The sequence below is a fragment of the Pengzhenrongella frigida genome, assembly GCF_004168625.1.
Lineage (GTDB): Bacteria > Actinomycetota > Actinomycetes > Actinomycetales > Cellulomonadaceae > Pengzhenrongella > Pengzhenrongella frigida.
Genome location: NZ_SDWW01000049.1, coordinates 17215 through 31192, shown reverse-complemented (window position 1 = coordinate 31192; position 13978 = coordinate 17215). Strand labels below are relative to the sequence as shown.

The following is a 13978-nucleotide window of genomic DNA, read 5'->3' as shown; positions in this document are numbered from 1 at the left end:
CGACGTGCCGCCCCGGCTGCTCGCCGGCCGGCTCGGCGACCCCTCGGCCCCGGTCGGGGCGTCGGCAGAGGTGGGGAGCGAGTGGCTCGCACGGTGGCAGGCGGCCGGGACGACGGCGGCCAAGGCCGTGGACCGGGCGCTCGACGCCGCGCCGCGCGGTCGCCGCTCCCGGAGCGGCCCGCGGGTGCTCGGCCCGCTGCTCGCCCGGGAGGTGGCGCGAGCCTCCCGGCCCGAGGACATGCTCGTCGTCGGCTCGAGCAACCCGGTGCGCGACCTCGACCTCGTGGCCGACTGGCGCGAGCCGCCGATCGTGCTCGCCAACCGCGGGCTGGCTGGCATCGACGGGACGGTGTCCACCGCGATCGGGGTGGCGCTCGCGAATCCCGATCGTCGCGTGCGCGCGCTGATGGGCGACCTGACCTTCCTGCACGACATCGGCGGGCTGCTGCTCGGCCCGCTCGAGGCCGTGCCCGACCTGCAGATCATCGTCGCGAACGACGACGGCGGCTCCATCTTCGCGACGCTCGAGCACGGGGCGCCGGAGCACGCGGACGTGTTCGAACGCGTCTTCGCCACCCCGCACGGGGCCGATCTCGGAGCGTTGTGCGCCGGGTACTCGGTGCGGCACCAGATCGTTCGTGAGCCGGGGGACCTGGCGGTCGCCCTGGCGGTCCCGGGCCCAGGCCTGAGCGTCGTCGAGGTGCGCGTGGACCGCTCGCGCCGTCGCGCGTTGCGCGACCGGATCGCGGCCGCGGTCGATCAGGCGCTCACCTCGTGAGGAGAACTCGCAGGTAACTCTCAGGGACTTCGGAGGGTGCCTCCAGCGGCGAGCGGTGTGATGGATCTCGACCACAGGAGGCCATCATCATGACCATCAGCCCCGAGGGCGCCACGCCCGAAGACCCGCAGATCCCGGTGCGCGCCGGAGCCGACCAGGTCGGCCCCACCCCCGATCTCCAGCCCACGCAGCAGCTCCCGACCGCGCCGTCCGCGACGGGACAGGAGACCGTGCCGGTGCCGTCGGCCGCCCCGCAGCCGCTGCCGCAGCCGCCCGTCGGCTGGGGCCACCCGGCGCTCGGCATCCCCGCACCGGCGCAGCCCACATACCCGGCGCAGCCCACGACCCCAGGGCAGCCCACGACCCCAGGGCAGCCCATGACGCCGGGGCACGACCCCTTTGCGCTGCTCAACGCCTACCCGCCCGCTCCGGCAGGCCCGGCCGGTGCCCCCTCGACAGCGGTCCGGCCCCGGCGCCTGTGGGTCCCCGTCGTCGGCGCCGCCGCGGCAGCCGCGCTGATCGCCAGCTTCGCGACCGCGGGGCTGATGGCCGGCGTGCTCGACGACGACAACGGCACGACGTCGGCGTCCTCGCTCGCCTCGATCGGGCAGGCGACGACCGAGACGGCGCCCGTCTCCGGATCGACGTCGGACAGCCCGGACTGGGAGAAGGTCTCGGCCGCGGTGGCCGCCTCGGTCGTCGCGATCCAGGTCACCACCACGAGCGGCGGGGGCGAGGGTTCGGGCGTCATCATCGACGACGCGGGCCACATCATCACGAACAACCATGTCGTGGCGGGTGCCGACTCCGTGCAGGTCACGCTCAGCGATGGTCGGCTCTACGAGGCGACGATCGTGGGCACCGACGCGACGACCGACCTCGCCGTCGTGCAGATCACCGACCCGCCCAGCGACCTGTCGCCGGCCGCGATCGGCGACTCCGACTCGGTGGCCGTCGGCGAGGCCGTGATGGCCGTGGGCAACCCGCTCGGCCTGGCGAACACCGTCACCACGGGCATCATCTCGGCCATCGACCGGCCGGTCTCCGCCGGGGGGTCCGACAGCGACGTCGTCGTGACCAACGCGATCCAGATCGACGCCGCGATCAACCCCGGCAACAGCGGTGGCCCGCTGTTCGACGCGCAGGGGCGGGTCATCGGGATCACGTCGTCCATCGCGACGCTGTCGGGCAGCAGCAGCAGCCAGTCCGGGTCGATCGGCCTCGGGTTCGCCATCCCGGTCAACCTCGCGCAGAACATCGCCGCCCAGCTCGTCGAGTCCGGCACCGCGGAGCACGCGTTCCTCGGGGTGTCGCTGACCGACGGCGATGCGACGGCCGACGGCACGACCCGCAAGGGCGCCATCGTCCAGGAGGTGACCTCCGGGTCGCCCGCTGCCGGCGCGAAGATCCAGACCGGCGACGTCGTCGTGGCGATCGACGGCGACCCGGTGGTCGGGGCGGAGTCGCTGACGGCGTACGTGCGGGAGCGGACCGCCGGGTCCACGGCCACCCTGACCGTGGTGCGCGACGGCGCGGTGCTCGACGTGACCGTCACCCTGGCGGCGAAGGTCGCCGCGGTGGACCAGAGCTCGAGCGACCAGGACGGCAGCTCGGGCTCGGACGGCTCCGGCTCCGACTCCGGCCAGAACGGCCAGAACCCGCTGGACCCGTTCGGTCAGGGCTGAGCCGACACGCGACGCACAACGGCCGGCACCCCCAGGGGTGCCGGCCGTTGGTGTGCCCGGTGAGCTCGGTCGTCAGCCCAGTGGTGACCTCAGTCGGAGGCCAGGGCGTGCCGCATCGGCTCGAGCTTCGCCTCGGACTCCGCGAGCTCGGAGGCCGGGTCCGAGGCGGCGACGATCCCGCAGCCGGCGAACAGCCGGATGCGGCGGGCGTTGTCGGGGTCGACCTCGGCGCACCGCAGCGCGATGCCCCACTCGCCGTCGCCGTCGGCGCCGAACCAGCCCACCGGGCCGGCGTAGCGGCCGCGCTCCATGCCCTCGAGCCGCGCGATGAGCGCGCGCGCGACCGGCGTCGGGGTGCCGCACACCGCCGCCGTCGGGTGCAGCGCGGCGGCGAGCGCGAGGCTCGACGGGGCGAGGCCGGTCAGCGCCGCGTCGGACCCGGGATGCGCCGAGCTGAGCACCCCGGTCACGTCGGAGGCCAGGTGCAGAACGTTCGGCAGGTGCAGCACGAACGGCACGTCCGGCACGTTGGTCGACGAGCAGAAGGGCGCGAGCGCGTCGGCCACCGACGAGACGGCGTACTCGTGCTCCTCGAGGTCCTTCGAGGAGTGCGCCAGGATCGCGGCCCGGGCGAGGTCGGCGTGGTCGTCGCCGGTGCGTCGGATCGTGCCCGCGAGCACCCGCGAGGTGACCAGGCCCTTCTCGCTGCGCACGAGCAGCTCGGGGGTCGCGCCGAGCAGGCCGTCGACGCTGAACGTCCAGCACGACGGGTAGTCGTCGCCGAGCCGGTCGAGCACCCAGCGGGGGTCCAGCGGGTGGGTGGTGTGCGCGATGACGTCGCGCGCGAGCACCACCTTGTCGACCTCGCCGGCGCGGATCGCGGCCACCCCGCGGGCGATCACGTCGGGCCACCGGTCGGCCGGGACGGCGCCGTCCGTGAACGTGACGGCGCCGGGGGCGGCGACCGGGGTGCGGTCGCGCACGGCCGCGTCGAGGGACGGGACGGTGCCGATCCGCGCGCCGAGGTCGATCGTCGTCATCCAGGTGGTGGCGCCGCGCCGGCCGACGACGACGCGCGGGACGATGACGACGCCGCCGGCGGGGGAGCCCTCGTCGAACGCGAAGGACGCGAACGCGACCGGACCGGTCCCGGGCAGGTCGACCTCGTCGCGCACGACGGCGTGGGCGAGAGCGTCGTGCCACCGGCTCTCGGCCGCGCGGAACCTGTCCGGGCCGGTCACCTCGAACCGCAGGACCTCGCCCCAGCCGACCAGACCGTCGCCACGCCGCACCCAGGCGAGCGGGGCGTCCACGGGCAGCAGATCCAGCAGGGTGCCCGGATCGTCAATGGCCACGGTGCGCACCACGAGGGGCTGCGGGACCGCGTCGGCATCCTGGGTCTGCAAGGTACTCATCGCCCCAAGCCTAAGACGGCCGTCGGTCGCGCCTGGCAGCGAGCACTCGCGTGAACCTGAGACGATGGCCACATGTCGCGCGCCAGCATGGAGAAGCAGCCCCACGAGGTCGCGGAGATGTTCGACGGCATCGCCCACCGGTACGACGTGACCAACGACGTGATGTCGCTCGGGCAGGATCGTCGCTGGCGGACCGCGACGATCCGGGCCCTCGACGTCGCGGCCGGGATGCGGGTGCTCGATCTGGCCGCGGGCACGGGAACCTCGAGCGTGCCGCTCGCCGATGCCGGGGTCGAGGTCGTGCCGTGCGACTTCTCCTACGGGATGCTCGCGGTCGGCAAGCGTCGCCGCCCCGATCTGGGCTTCGTCGCGGGGGACGCCACGAAGCTGCCGTTCGCGGACGCGTCGTTCGACGCCGTGACCATCTCGTTCGGCCTGCGCAACGTCGTGGACACCTCCGGCGCGCTGCGCGAGATGCTGCGGGTCACCCGGCCCGGTGGGCGGATCGTGGTGTGCGAGTTCTCGCACGCGACCCTCGCGCCGTTCCGGACGGTCTACGAGAACTACCTCATGCGGGCGCTGCCGGCGATCGCGCGGGTCGTGTCGAAGGAGACCGACGCGTACACCTACCTCGCGGAGTCGATCCGGTCGTGGCCCGACCAGGTCGCGCTCGGGAGCCTGATGCGGGGCGCCGGATGGCGAGACGTCGCGTACCGCAATCTGTCCGGCGGTATCGTCGCCCTGCACCGGGGAACGCGCCCGCTCGACGGGTAGGCGGCCTCGAAGGGCCCGCGCGGGCCATGGCAGACAGTCAGCGGAGCCACGACTAGAGTGGGCCGCTGGAGTTCGTGAACGTCTTCACAGGTGGGGCGGGGTAGTGAGTCAGACAGGCCACGATGATGCAGACGTCATCGTCGTCGGTGCGGGACCTGGCGGGTCCACCGCCGCGTACTACTGCGCTTCCGCCGGGCTCAACGTGCTCGTGCTCGAGAAGGCATCCTTCCCGCGCGACAAGATCTGCGGCGACGGCCTGACCCCGCGCTCGACCCGCGAGATGGTCGCGATGGGCCTGTCGCTGCGCCCCGAGGACGGCTGGATCCGCAACAGCGGGCTGCGCGTCGTCGGCGGCGGGCACCGCCTCGAGCTCCCCTGGCCCGAGCTGTCGAGCTACCCCTCGTTCGGGCTCGCGCGCAAGCGGATGAGCCTCGACCACACGCTGGCCGACCACGCGCGGTCCGCGGGCGCCAAGTTGCTCGAACGGACGAACGTCACCGGCCCGCTGCTCGACGAGCGCACGGGCCGCGTCATCGGCGTCACGGCCCGCCCCGTGGACGACGACGGCCGGCGGTCCGGCGACGAGGTCACCTACCGCGCTCCCGTGGTGATCGCGGCCGACGGCGTCTCGGCGCGGCTGCCGCTGGCGCTCGGGCTCGAGAAGCGCATGGACCGCCCGATGGGGGTGGCGGTGCGGACCTACTTCAAGAGCCCCCGCCACAACGACACCATGATGGAGAGCCACCTCGAGCTGTGGGACGGCGAGCCCGGCCGCTCCAACCTCATGCCGGGGTACGGCTGGATCTTTGCGCTGGGCGACGGCACCGTGAACGTCGGTCTCGGCAGCGTCAGCTCGACCGCGGCCGCGACCAAGGTCGACTACAAGGACCTGTTCGCGAAGTGGATGGCGAACGCCCCCGCCGAGTGGGAGTTCACCCCGGAGAACCAGATCGGGCCGGTGCGCGGCGCGGCGCTGCCGATGGGCTTCAACCGCACCCCGCTGTACACGCGCGGGCTCATGCTCGTCGGCGACTCGGGCGGCATGGTCAGCCCGTTCAACGGCGAGGGGATCGCCTACGCCATGCAGGCCGGCCGTGCGGCCGCGGACGCCATCGTGCAGTCCCGGGCCCGCACCACCGACGCGGCCCGCGAGCGGGCGCTCGGCACCTACCCGCGCATCATGAAAGAGGACCTGGGCGGGTTCTACACGCTCGGGCGGTACTTCGTGAAGCTGATCGAGCACCCGCAGATCATGCGGCTGTGCACCAAGTACGGGCTGCCCCGCCCGCTGGTCATGCGGTTCACCCTCAAGCTGCTCTCGGACTGCTACGAGCCGCACGGCGGCGACATGGTGGACCGGGTCATCTCGGGCCTGAGCCGGTTGGCACCCAAGGCATGATCCGTATCGTTTCCGCCGGCAGCACTCCCGGTCCCTGCACGAGAGGCCTTTAGATGACGAATCCCTATGTCCCCATCCTCGTGATGATGGGCGTGGCCGGCGTGATGGCCCTCGGTGGCGTCGCTGCCAGCGCGATCATCGGCCCGAAGCGCTACAACCGCGCCAAGCTCGAGGCGTACGAGTGCGGCATCCAGCCGACCCCGCACGCCGTCGGCGGCGGACGCTTCCCGATCAAGTACTACCTGGTCGCGATGACGTTCATCATCTTCGACATCGAGGTCGTCTTCCTCTACCCGTGGGCAGTGAACTTCACCGAGCTGGCGATGTTCGGGCTCGTGGCGATGATGGGGTTCCTGTTCCTGATCACGGTGCCGTTCGTCTACGAATGGCGTCGCGGAGGATTCGAGTGGGAGTGACCGGACCAGTGTGCACGTCGCGATCGAGTACGACCGGAACAGCGGGAGGGCAGGCATAGATGGGTATCGAAGAGGCACCGTCCGGCTTCTTGCTGACCACGGTGGAAGACCTTGCGGGGTACTTCCGCAAGGGTTCGCTGTGGCCGGTCACGTTCGGCCTGGCCTGCTGCGCCATCGAGATGATGGCGACGGGCACGCCGCGGTTCGACATCTCCCGCTTCGGGATGGAGGTCTTCCGCGCGTCGCCGCGCCAGGCCGACCTCATGATCGTCGCCGGTCGCGTCAGCCAGAAGATGGCACCCGTGGTCCGTCAGGTCTACGACCAGATGGCGGAGCCCAAGTGGGTGCTCTCCATGGGGGTGTGCGCGTCCTCGGGCGGCATGTTCAACAACTACGCGATCGTGCAGGGCGTGGACCACATCGTCCCGGTCGACATCTACCTGCCCGGCTGTCCGCCGCGACCGGAGATGCTCCTCAACGCGATCCTGACCCTGCACGACCAGATCCAGAACCAGCCCCTCGGCGCGAACCGCCGCGAGGCCGCCGCCGCAGCCGAGGCCGCCGCGCTCGACGCGACGCCGACCTCCCAGCAGACGGGCCTGCTGCGATGACCGACGAGAAGAAGTCCGAGCTCGCCCAGCAGCAGCACGCGCCGCAGCCCGAGGGCCGCGAGGCGATCGAGCTCCTCGGCACCCGAACCGGCATGTTCGGCGCGCACGGCTCGGGTGACACGTCCGGGTACGGCGGTCTCGTCCGCGAGGTCACGATGCCGGGGCCGAGCGAGCGGCCGTACGGCGGCTGGTTCGACGAGTGCGTCGACGTGCTCGCCGAGGTGCTCGAGGAGGCCGGCTCCTCCGCCGAGGCCGCCATCGAGAAGATCGTCGTGGACCGCGGCGAGCTCACGATCTACGTCGTGGCGGCGCACATCCTCGAGGTCTGCCGCGCGCTGCGCGACGACCAGGACCTGCGCTTCGAGCTGAGCCTCGGGGTCTCGGGCGTGCACTACCCGTTCGAGACCGGCCGCGAGCTGCACGCCGTCTACCACCTGACCTCGGTCACGCACGGTCGCAGCCTGCGGCTGGAGGTCGCGGTGCCCGACGGTGATCCCCACCTGCCGTCCACCGTCGCCGTCTACCCGGCCAACGACTGGCACGAGCGCGAGACCTGGGACTTCTTCGGGATCGTGTTCGACGGTCACCCCGCACTGGCTCGCATCGAGATGCCGGACGACTGGCCCGGCCACCCGCAGCGCAAGGACTACCCCCTCGGCGGGATCCCCGTGGAGTACAAGGGCGCCACCATCCCACCGCCGGACCAGCGGAGGTCGTACAACTGATGTCTGATTCACGCGCTCAGAACGCACCCCACGCCACGCCCCACATCTACGACGCCGGCGCCGAAGGTCTGCCGACCTTCGAGGCGTCCGGCGGCGACTGGTCCGAGATCGCCGAGGAGGCCGCCCGCCTCGGCGAGGAACGCATCATCGTCAACATGGGACCGCAGCACCCGTCGACCCACGGTGTGCTCCGCCTCATGCTCGAGATCGACGGCGAGACCGTCACCGAGGCGCGGGCCGGCATCGGCTACCTGCACACCGGCATCGAGAAGAACATGGAGTTCCGCACCTGGGTCCAGGGCGTGACCTACTGCACGCGCATGGACTACGTCGCGCCGCTGTTCCAGGAGGCCGCCTACTGCCTCGCCGTGGAGAAGCTGCTCGGCGTCACGGACGACGTGCCCGAGCGCGCCACGGTGATCCGCGTGCTCCTGATGGAGCTCAACCGCGTCTCCTCGCACCTCGTGTGCCTGGCCACCGGCGGGAACGAGCTCGGTGCCACGACGATCATGACCATCGGCTTCACTGCCCGCGAGGAGATCCTCAAGGTCCTCGAGCTGATCACCGGGCTGCGGATGAACCACGCGTTCATCCGCCCGGGCGGGGTCGCCCAGGACATCCCCCCGGGTGCGCTCGACACGGTGCGCGAGGCGCTCGTGGGCGTCCGGCGCTACCTCGGTCAGCTGCAGGACCTCATGCTGGCGAACCCGATCTTCAAGGCGCGCCAGGTCGACGTCGGGCACCTGAGCCTGTCGGCGTGCATGGCGCTCGGGATCACCGGACCGGTGCTGCGCTCGACCGGGCTGCCCTACGACGTGCGCAAGGCCGCGCCCTACTGCGGCTACGAGACCTACGACTTCGAGGTGCCGACCGCGACGGAGTCCGACGCGTACTCGCGCGTCGTGCTGCGGATCGAGGAGTGCTACCAGTCGATGCGGATCGTCGAGCAGACCCTCGAGCGGCTCCAGGCGATGGGCCCGGGGCCGGTGATGGTGGCCGACAAGAAGATCGCGTGGCCGGCGCAGCTGGCCATCGGCTCTGACGGGATGGGCAACTCGCTCGACCACATCCGGGAGATCATGGGCACCTCGATGGAGGCCCTGATCCACCACTTCAAGCTGGTGACCGAGGGCTTCCGCGTGCCGGCCGGCCAGGTCTTCCAGACCGTCGAGCACCCCCGTGGTGAGCTCGGCGTGCACCTCGTCTCGGACGGCGGGACGCGGCCCTACCGCGCCCACTTCCGGGACCCGTCGTTCAACAACCTGCAGGCCGTGTCGATGCTCTGCGAAGGCGGCCAGATCGCCGACGTCGTCGTCGCTGTGGCCTCGCTCGACCCGGTGCTCGGAGGGGTGGACCGCTGATGACCAGCGACGAGAACAACACGACGACCATCAAGGTCGGGGCGGCCGGCAAGGACGTCGGTGGTTACGACGCCGCGCAGCTCACCCGGCTGCAGGGCGACGCGCGCCAGATCACGGCGCGCTACCCGCACGCCCGCTCGGGGCTGCTGCCGATGCTGCACCTCGTGCAGGCCGAGGACGGGTACGTCAGCCCGACCGGCATCGCGTTCTGCGCGGACGAGCTCGGTCTGACCACCGCCGAGGTCTCCGCGGTGGCGACGTTCTACACGCAGTACAAGCGCCACCCGAACGGTGAGTACACGGTCGGGGTGTGCACCAACACGTTGTGCGCCGTCATGGGTGGCGACGCGATCTGGGACGGGCTCACCGAGCACCTCGGCGTCGGGCACGACGAGACGACGCCCGACGGCAAGGTGACTCTCGAGCGGATCGAGTGCAACGCCGCGTGCGACTACGCGCCCGTCGTGATGGTGAACTGGGAGTTCTTCGACAACCAGACGCCCGACAGCGCGCGCGCCACGGTCGACAAGCTCCAGGCCGGCGAGAAGGTCGTCCCGACCCGCGGCGCCGACAGCGTGTGCTCGTTCAAGCAGATGTCCCGGGTGCTCGCCGGCTTCACCGACGGCCGCGCGGACGAGGGCGTGGGTGCCGGCGAGGCGACCCAGCGCGGGACCGTGCTCGCCAAGGAGCGCGGCTGGGCGGCACCGGAGTTCCCGGCGGCAACCCCGGTGCCCGCGGACGCGACCGCGACGCCCGCCACCCCGGCCACCGATGCGACGCCCGCCACGGGTGCCCCGCAGTCGAGCGCCGAACGCCCCGCGACCCTCCCTGCCGACACCGCGAAGGAGTCCTGATGTCGGTCTCGACCCTGACCCCGGTCCTCAGCGCCCAGTGGGACGCGACGCGTTCCTGGACCCTGGCGACCTACGAGGCGGGCGGCGGGTACGCCGGTCTGCGCCACGCGTTCACCCAGGAGCCGGCGGCCGTGCTCGCGACCGTCAAGGACTCGGGCCTGCGCGGCCGTGGCGGTGCCGGGTTCCCGACTGGCCTCAAGTGGAGCTTCCTGCCCGCGCCCGACGGCGGCCCGCGCTACCTCGTGGTCAACGCCGACGAGTCCGAGCCGGGGACCTGCAAGGACGTCCCGCTGATGATGGCGACGCCGCAGTACCTGATCGAGGGGTCGATCATCACCTCGTACGCGATCGGGTGCCACCACGCGTTCATCTACGTGCGCGGCGAGGTGCTGCACGTCTACCGGCGGCTGCTGCGCGCGGTCGAGGAGGCCTACGCGGCCGGATACCTCGGCAAGAACATCATGGGCACCGGCTACGACCTGGACATCACCGTCCATGCCGGCGCGGGCGCCTACATCTGCGGCGAGGAGACGGCGCTGCTCGACTCCCTCGAGGGGCTGCGCGGTCAGCCGCGGCTCAAGCCGCCGTTCCCGGCCGTCGAGGGCCTGTACGCCCGCCCGACCGTGGTCAACAACGTCGAGTCCATCGCCTCCGTGCCCGCGATCGTGATGGGCGGGTCGGACTGGTTCCGCACCATGGGGACCGAGAAGTCCGCGGGCTTCGGCCTGTTCTCGCTGTCCGGCCACGTCGTGCGGCCCGGGCAGTACGAGGCGCCGCTCGGCATCACGCTGCGCGAGCTGCTCGACCTCGCCGGTGGCATCCGGGAGGGCCACGAGCTCAAGTTCTGGACCCCGGGCGGGTCGTCCACCCCGCTGTTCACCGCGGAGCACCTCGACGTCCCGCTCGACTACGAGTCGGTCGGCGCGGCAGGGTCGATGCTCGGCACCCGCGCGCTGCAGATCTTCGACGAGACGACGTGCGTCGTGCGCGCCGTCACGCGCTGGATGGAGTTCTACGCGCACGAGTCCTGCGGCAAGTGCACGCCGTGCCGTGAGGGCACGTACTGGCTCAAGGCCGTGCTGCGGCGCATCGAGGCAGGTCAGGGCTCGATGGAGGACCTCGACGTGCTCCTGGACACCTGCGACAACATCCTCGGGCGTGCGTTCTGCGCGCTCGGCGACGGCGCGACCTCGCCCGTCACCTCGGCGCTGAAGCACTTCCGGGCCGAGTTCGAACAGCACATCACCGCGGGTGCGTGCCCGCTCGACCCTGCGGCCTCGGCGCTCTTCGGCTACCCCCCGCGTGACGCAGGCCGGCTCGCCGGTCAGATGGCAGGAACGGTGCAGGCATGACCATCACGACACCGAAGCAGGCAGGCGGGGGCGTCGCGCCCTCGAACCTGGTGACCTTCCAGATCGACGAGCTCGAGGTCTCCGTGCCCAAGGGCACGCTGGTGATCCGGGCGGCCGAGCAGGTCGGCATCCAGATCCCGCGGTTCTGCGACCACCCTCTGCTCGAGCCTGCGGGCGCGTGCCGGCAGTGCCTCGTCGACGTCTCGATGCCCGACCGCGAGGGCAACCTCCGGCCGATGCCCAAGCCGCAGGCGTCCTGCACGCTCACGGTGGCGCCCGGCATGGTCGTCAAGACGCAGCGCACGTCCGCGATGGCCGACAAGGCCCAGCACGGCGTGATGGAGCTGCTGCTCATCAACCACCCGCTCGACTGCCCGGTCTGCGACAAGGGCGGCGAGTGCCCGCTGCAGAACCAGGCGATGAGCAACGGCCGCTCGACCAGCCGGTTCGTCGACATCAAGCGGACCTACCCGAAGCCGATCTCGATCTCGACCGAGATCCTGCTCGACCGTGAGCGGTGCGTGCTGTGCCAGCGCTGCACGCGCTTCCAGGAGCAGATCGCCGGGGACCCGTTCATCGCCCTGCAGGACCGTGGGGCGCGTTCACAGATCGGCCTGTTCTCGGCGGACGTGCTGGGCTTCGGCGGCGACGTCCCCGCCGGCCCGGCCGCGCTCGACGAGTCGGGGCGCCCGTTCGCGTCCTACTTCTCGGGCAACACGATCCAGATCTGCCCGGTCGGCGCGCTGACCAACGCGTCGTACCGCTTCCGCTCGCGCCCGTTCGACCTCGTGTCGACCCCCGGGATCGGTGAGCACGACTCGTGCGGCTCCGCGATCCGGATCGACCACCGCCGTGGCGCCGTGCTGCGGCGCATGGCCGGCGACGACGCCAGCGTGAACGAGGAGTGGATCACCGACAAGGACCGCTTCGCGTTCACCTGGCAGTCCGCCCCGGACCGCATCGCGACCCCGCTGGTGCGGGACGAGACGACCGGACAGCTGCGGTCCGCGAGCTGGGCCGAAGCGCTCGACGTCGCCGCCGCCGGGCTCGCCGCGGCGACGACGGCCGGTGGTGGACACGGCGTCGGGGTCCTCCCCGGCGGTCGCCTCACGCTCGAGGACTCGTACGCCTACGCCAAGTTCGCGCGCGCCGTGCTCGGCACCAACGACGTCGACCAGCGCGTGCGCCCGCACTCCGCCGAGGAAGACGCCTTCCTCGGTCACGCGGTCGCCGGTCGCACCGTCGGGGGCGCCGGCAGCGTGACGTTCACCGATCTGGAGCAGGCGCCCACGGTCCTTCTCGTCGCCCTCGAGGCCGAGGAGGAGGCCGGGGTCACCTACCTGCGGCTGCGCAAGGGGGTCCTCGCCGGACGCACCGCGGTGTTCTCGGTCGCGCCGCTGGCCAGCCGCGGGCTCGACCGGATCAGCGGCACGCTCGTGGCCGCTGCACCGGGCACCGAGCCCGAGGTGCTCGACGCGATCACCGGCAGCGCCCCGCTCGGGCAGCTGCGCACGGTCGCCGACGGTCTCACCACCGCCGGGTCCGTCATCCTCGTCGGCGAGCGGCTCGCCGCCGTGCCCGGCGGATTCACGGCCGTGCTCCGGCTCGCCGAGCGCACCGGCGCGCGGCTCGCCTGGATCCCGCGTCGGGCGGGGGAGCGCGGCGGCGTCGAGACCGGCGCCCTGCCCGGCCTGCTTCCCGGTGGCCGTCCTGTCTCCGACGCCCGCGCCCGCGTGGACGTCGCAGCAGCCTGGGACGTGCCCAGCCTGCCGACGACGGCGGGCCGGACCACCACCGAGATCCTGCGCGCCGCCCGCAAGGGCAAGCTGTCGGCCCTGGTCGTCGGCGGCGTCGAGCTCGCCGACCTGCCGGACCCCGCCAAGGCCGTCCGGGCGATCGAGAAGGTCGGCTTCGTCGTCTCGCTCGAGGTGCGCGCCTCGGCCGTGACCGAGCTGGCCGACGTCGTCCTCCCGGTCGCCCCGCCGACCGAGAAGGCCGGGACCTACCTCAACTGGGAGGGGCGTCCGCGGCCGTTCCCGCAGGCCCTGGCGTCCACGGCACTGGCCGACCACCGCGCCCTCGACGCCCTCGCGGCGGCGATGGGTGCCGAGCTCGGGCTGCGCACGATCACTGCGGTGCACGCCGAGATCGATCAGCTCGGAGCCTGGGACGGTGCCCGGATCGACGCGCCGGTCGAGTCCGCGGCCGAGCCGACGGAGCTGGCTCCGGGTCAGGCCGTGCTCGCCAGCTGGCACCTGCTGCTCGACGCCGGTCGGCTCCAGGACGGCGAACGGTTCCTGGCCGGGACCGCGAAGCGCACCGTCGCCCGCACCTCGGCCGCCACCGCCACCGCGGCCGGCCTGACCGACGGCGAGCTCGTCCGGGTCTCGTCCGCGCACGGCTCGGTCACCGTCCGGCTCGCGGTCACCGCGATGCCCGACCTCGTGGTCTGGCTCCCGACCAACGCGCCGGACTGCGCGGTCCGCACGTCGTTGCGGGCCGACGCCGGCGACGTCGTCCAGCTTGCGCCGGCCGACCCGGCCGGCGACGACGTGGTGTCCACCGACAGTGCGGGCTCCGACAACAACGACGAGGTGTCCGCATGATC

12 protein-coding genes are annotated in these 13978 nt (G+C 72.1%); 11 read left to right on the top strand and 1 reads right to left on the bottom strand.

Annotated elements, in window-relative coordinates; all coding sequences use genetic code 11:
* Positions 1–778: thiamine pyrophosphate-binding protein (locus EUA98_RS16640; protein WP_242511619.1), on the top strand; the 778-nt coding region annotated here is incomplete at its 5' end.
* An 89-nt stretch (positions 779–867) separates the two neighbouring features.
* Positions 868–2463 carry a S1C family serine protease gene (locus EUA98_RS16635; RefSeq protein ID WP_130103816.1) on the top strand — a complete coding sequence of 532 codons (1596 nt, stop codon included), beginning with the start codon at positions 868–870 and terminating at the stop codon, positions 2461–2463.
* Positions 2464–2552: 89 nt separating this feature from the next.
* On the opposite strand, the gene EUA98_RS16630 is transcribed toward EUA98_RS16635, so the two are convergent.
* Positions 2553–3878 (bottom strand): isochorismate synthase, encoded by a 1326-nt coding sequence (locus EUA98_RS16630; protein WP_130103815.1) that lies wholly within the window; start codon positions 3876–3878, stop codon positions 2553–2555.
* Positions 3879–3950: 72 nt separating this feature from the next.
* Here EUA98_RS16630 and EUA98_RS16625 point away from each other — a divergent pair, with 72 nt between their 5' ends.
* From EUA98_RS16625 to EUA98_RS16585, 9 genes are all read left to right on the top strand, one after another.
* Positions 3951–4652, top strand: coding sequence for a demethylmenaquinone methyltransferase (locus tag EUA98_RS16625; protein ID WP_130103814.1), 702 nt, complete (start codon positions 3951–3953; stop codon positions 4650–4652).
* Between the two features lie 103 nt (positions 4653–4755).
* The gene (locus EUA98_RS16620; protein ID WP_130103813.1) at positions 4756–6051 is read left to right on the top strand and encodes a geranylgeranyl reductase family protein; all 1296 of its coding nucleotides are present in this window, start codon (positions 4756–4758) and stop codon (positions 6049–6051) included.
* A 53-nt stretch (positions 6052–6104) separates the two neighbouring features.
* Complete coding sequence (locus EUA98_RS16615) at positions 6105–6467, top strand: NADH-quinone oxidoreductase subunit A (protein ID WP_130103812.1); 363 nt, start codon at positions 6105–6107, stop codon at positions 6465–6467.
* Between the two features lie 59 nt (positions 6468–6526).
* Positions 6527–7078 carry a NuoB/complex I 20 kDa subunit family protein gene (locus EUA98_RS16610; RefSeq protein WP_130103811.1) on the top strand — a complete coding sequence of 184 codons (552 nt, stop codon included), beginning with the start codon at positions 6527–6529 and terminating at the stop codon, positions 7076–7078.
* On the top strand, positions 7075–7803 hold the full coding sequence (locus EUA98_RS16605; RefSeq protein ID WP_130103810.1) for an NADH-quinone oxidoreductase subunit C: 729 nt from the start codon (positions 7075–7077) through the stop codon (positions 7801–7803). Before EUA98_RS16610 ends, EUA98_RS16605 begins: the two co-directional genes overlap by 4 nt.
* The gene (locus tag EUA98_RS16600; protein ID WP_130103809.1) at positions 7803–9164 is read left to right on the top strand and encodes an NADH-quinone oxidoreductase subunit D; all 1362 of its coding nucleotides are present in this window, start codon (positions 7803–7805) and stop codon (positions 9162–9164) included. The genes EUA98_RS16605 and EUA98_RS16600 overlap by 1 nt, the downstream gene beginning before the upstream one ends.
* Positions 9164–10018 (top strand): NADH-quinone oxidoreductase subunit NuoE, encoded by an 855-nt coding sequence (gene nuoE, locus EUA98_RS16595; RefSeq protein WP_130103808.1) that lies wholly within the window; start codon positions 9164–9166, stop codon positions 10016–10018. Before EUA98_RS16600 ends, nuoE begins: the two co-directional genes overlap by 1 nt.
* Positions 10018–11370: an NADH-quinone oxidoreductase subunit NuoF gene (nuoF, locus tag EUA98_RS16590; protein WP_130103807.1), complete on the top strand. Its 1353-nt coding sequence runs from the start codon at positions 10018–10020 to the stop codon at positions 11368–11370. The genes nuoE and nuoF overlap by 1 nt, the downstream gene beginning before the upstream one ends.
* Positions 11367–13976, top strand: coding sequence for an NADH-quinone oxidoreductase subunit G (locus EUA98_RS16585; RefSeq protein WP_130103806.1), 2610 nt, complete (start codon positions 11367–11369; stop codon positions 13974–13976). Before nuoF ends, EUA98_RS16585 begins: the two co-directional genes overlap by 4 nt.
* The last annotated feature ends 2 nt before the right edge of the window (positions 13977–13978 follow it).

What these genes read in the sequence shown, in the direction of transcription:
- EUA98_RS16585 (WP_130103806.1), top strand. Translation starts at nt 11,367, where the DNA reads ATGACCATCACGACACCGAAGCAGGCAGGCGGGGGCGTCGCGCCCTCG.
- EUA98_RS16610 (WP_130103811.1), top strand. Translation starts at nt 6,527, where the DNA reads ATGGGTATCGAAGAGGCACCGTCCGGCTTCTTGCTGACCACGGTGGAA.
- EUA98_RS16615 (WP_130103812.1), top strand. Translation starts at nt 6,105, where the DNA reads ATGACGAATCCCTATGTCCCCATCCTCGTGATGATGGGCGTGGCCGGC.
- nuoF (WP_130103807.1), top strand. Translation starts at nt 10,018, where the DNA reads ATGTCGGTCTCGACCCTGACCCCGGTCCTCAGCGCCCAGTGGGACGCG.
- EUA98_RS16600 (WP_130103809.1), top strand. Translation starts at nt 7,803, where the DNA reads ATGTCTGATTCACGCGCTCAGAACGCACCCCACGCCACGCCCCACATC.
- EUA98_RS16605 (WP_130103810.1), top strand. Translation starts at nt 7,075, where the DNA reads ATGACCGACGAGAAGAAGTCCGAGCTCGCCCAGCAGCAGCACGCGCCG.
- nuoE (WP_130103808.1), top strand. Translation starts at nt 9,164, where the DNA reads ATGACCAGCGACGAGAACAACACGACGACCATCAAGGTCGGGGCGGCC.
- EUA98_RS16630 (WP_130103815.1), bottom strand. Translation starts at nt 3,878, where the DNA reads ATGAGTACCTTGCAGACCCAGGATGCCGACGCGGTCCCGCAGCCCCTC.
- EUA98_RS16625 (WP_130103814.1), top strand. Translation starts at nt 3,951, where the DNA reads ATGTCGCGCGCCAGCATGGAGAAGCAGCCCCACGAGGTCGCGGAGATG.
- EUA98_RS16635 (WP_130103816.1), top strand. Translation starts at nt 868, where the DNA reads ATGACCATCAGCCCCGAGGGCGCCACGCCCGAAGACCCGCAGATCCCG.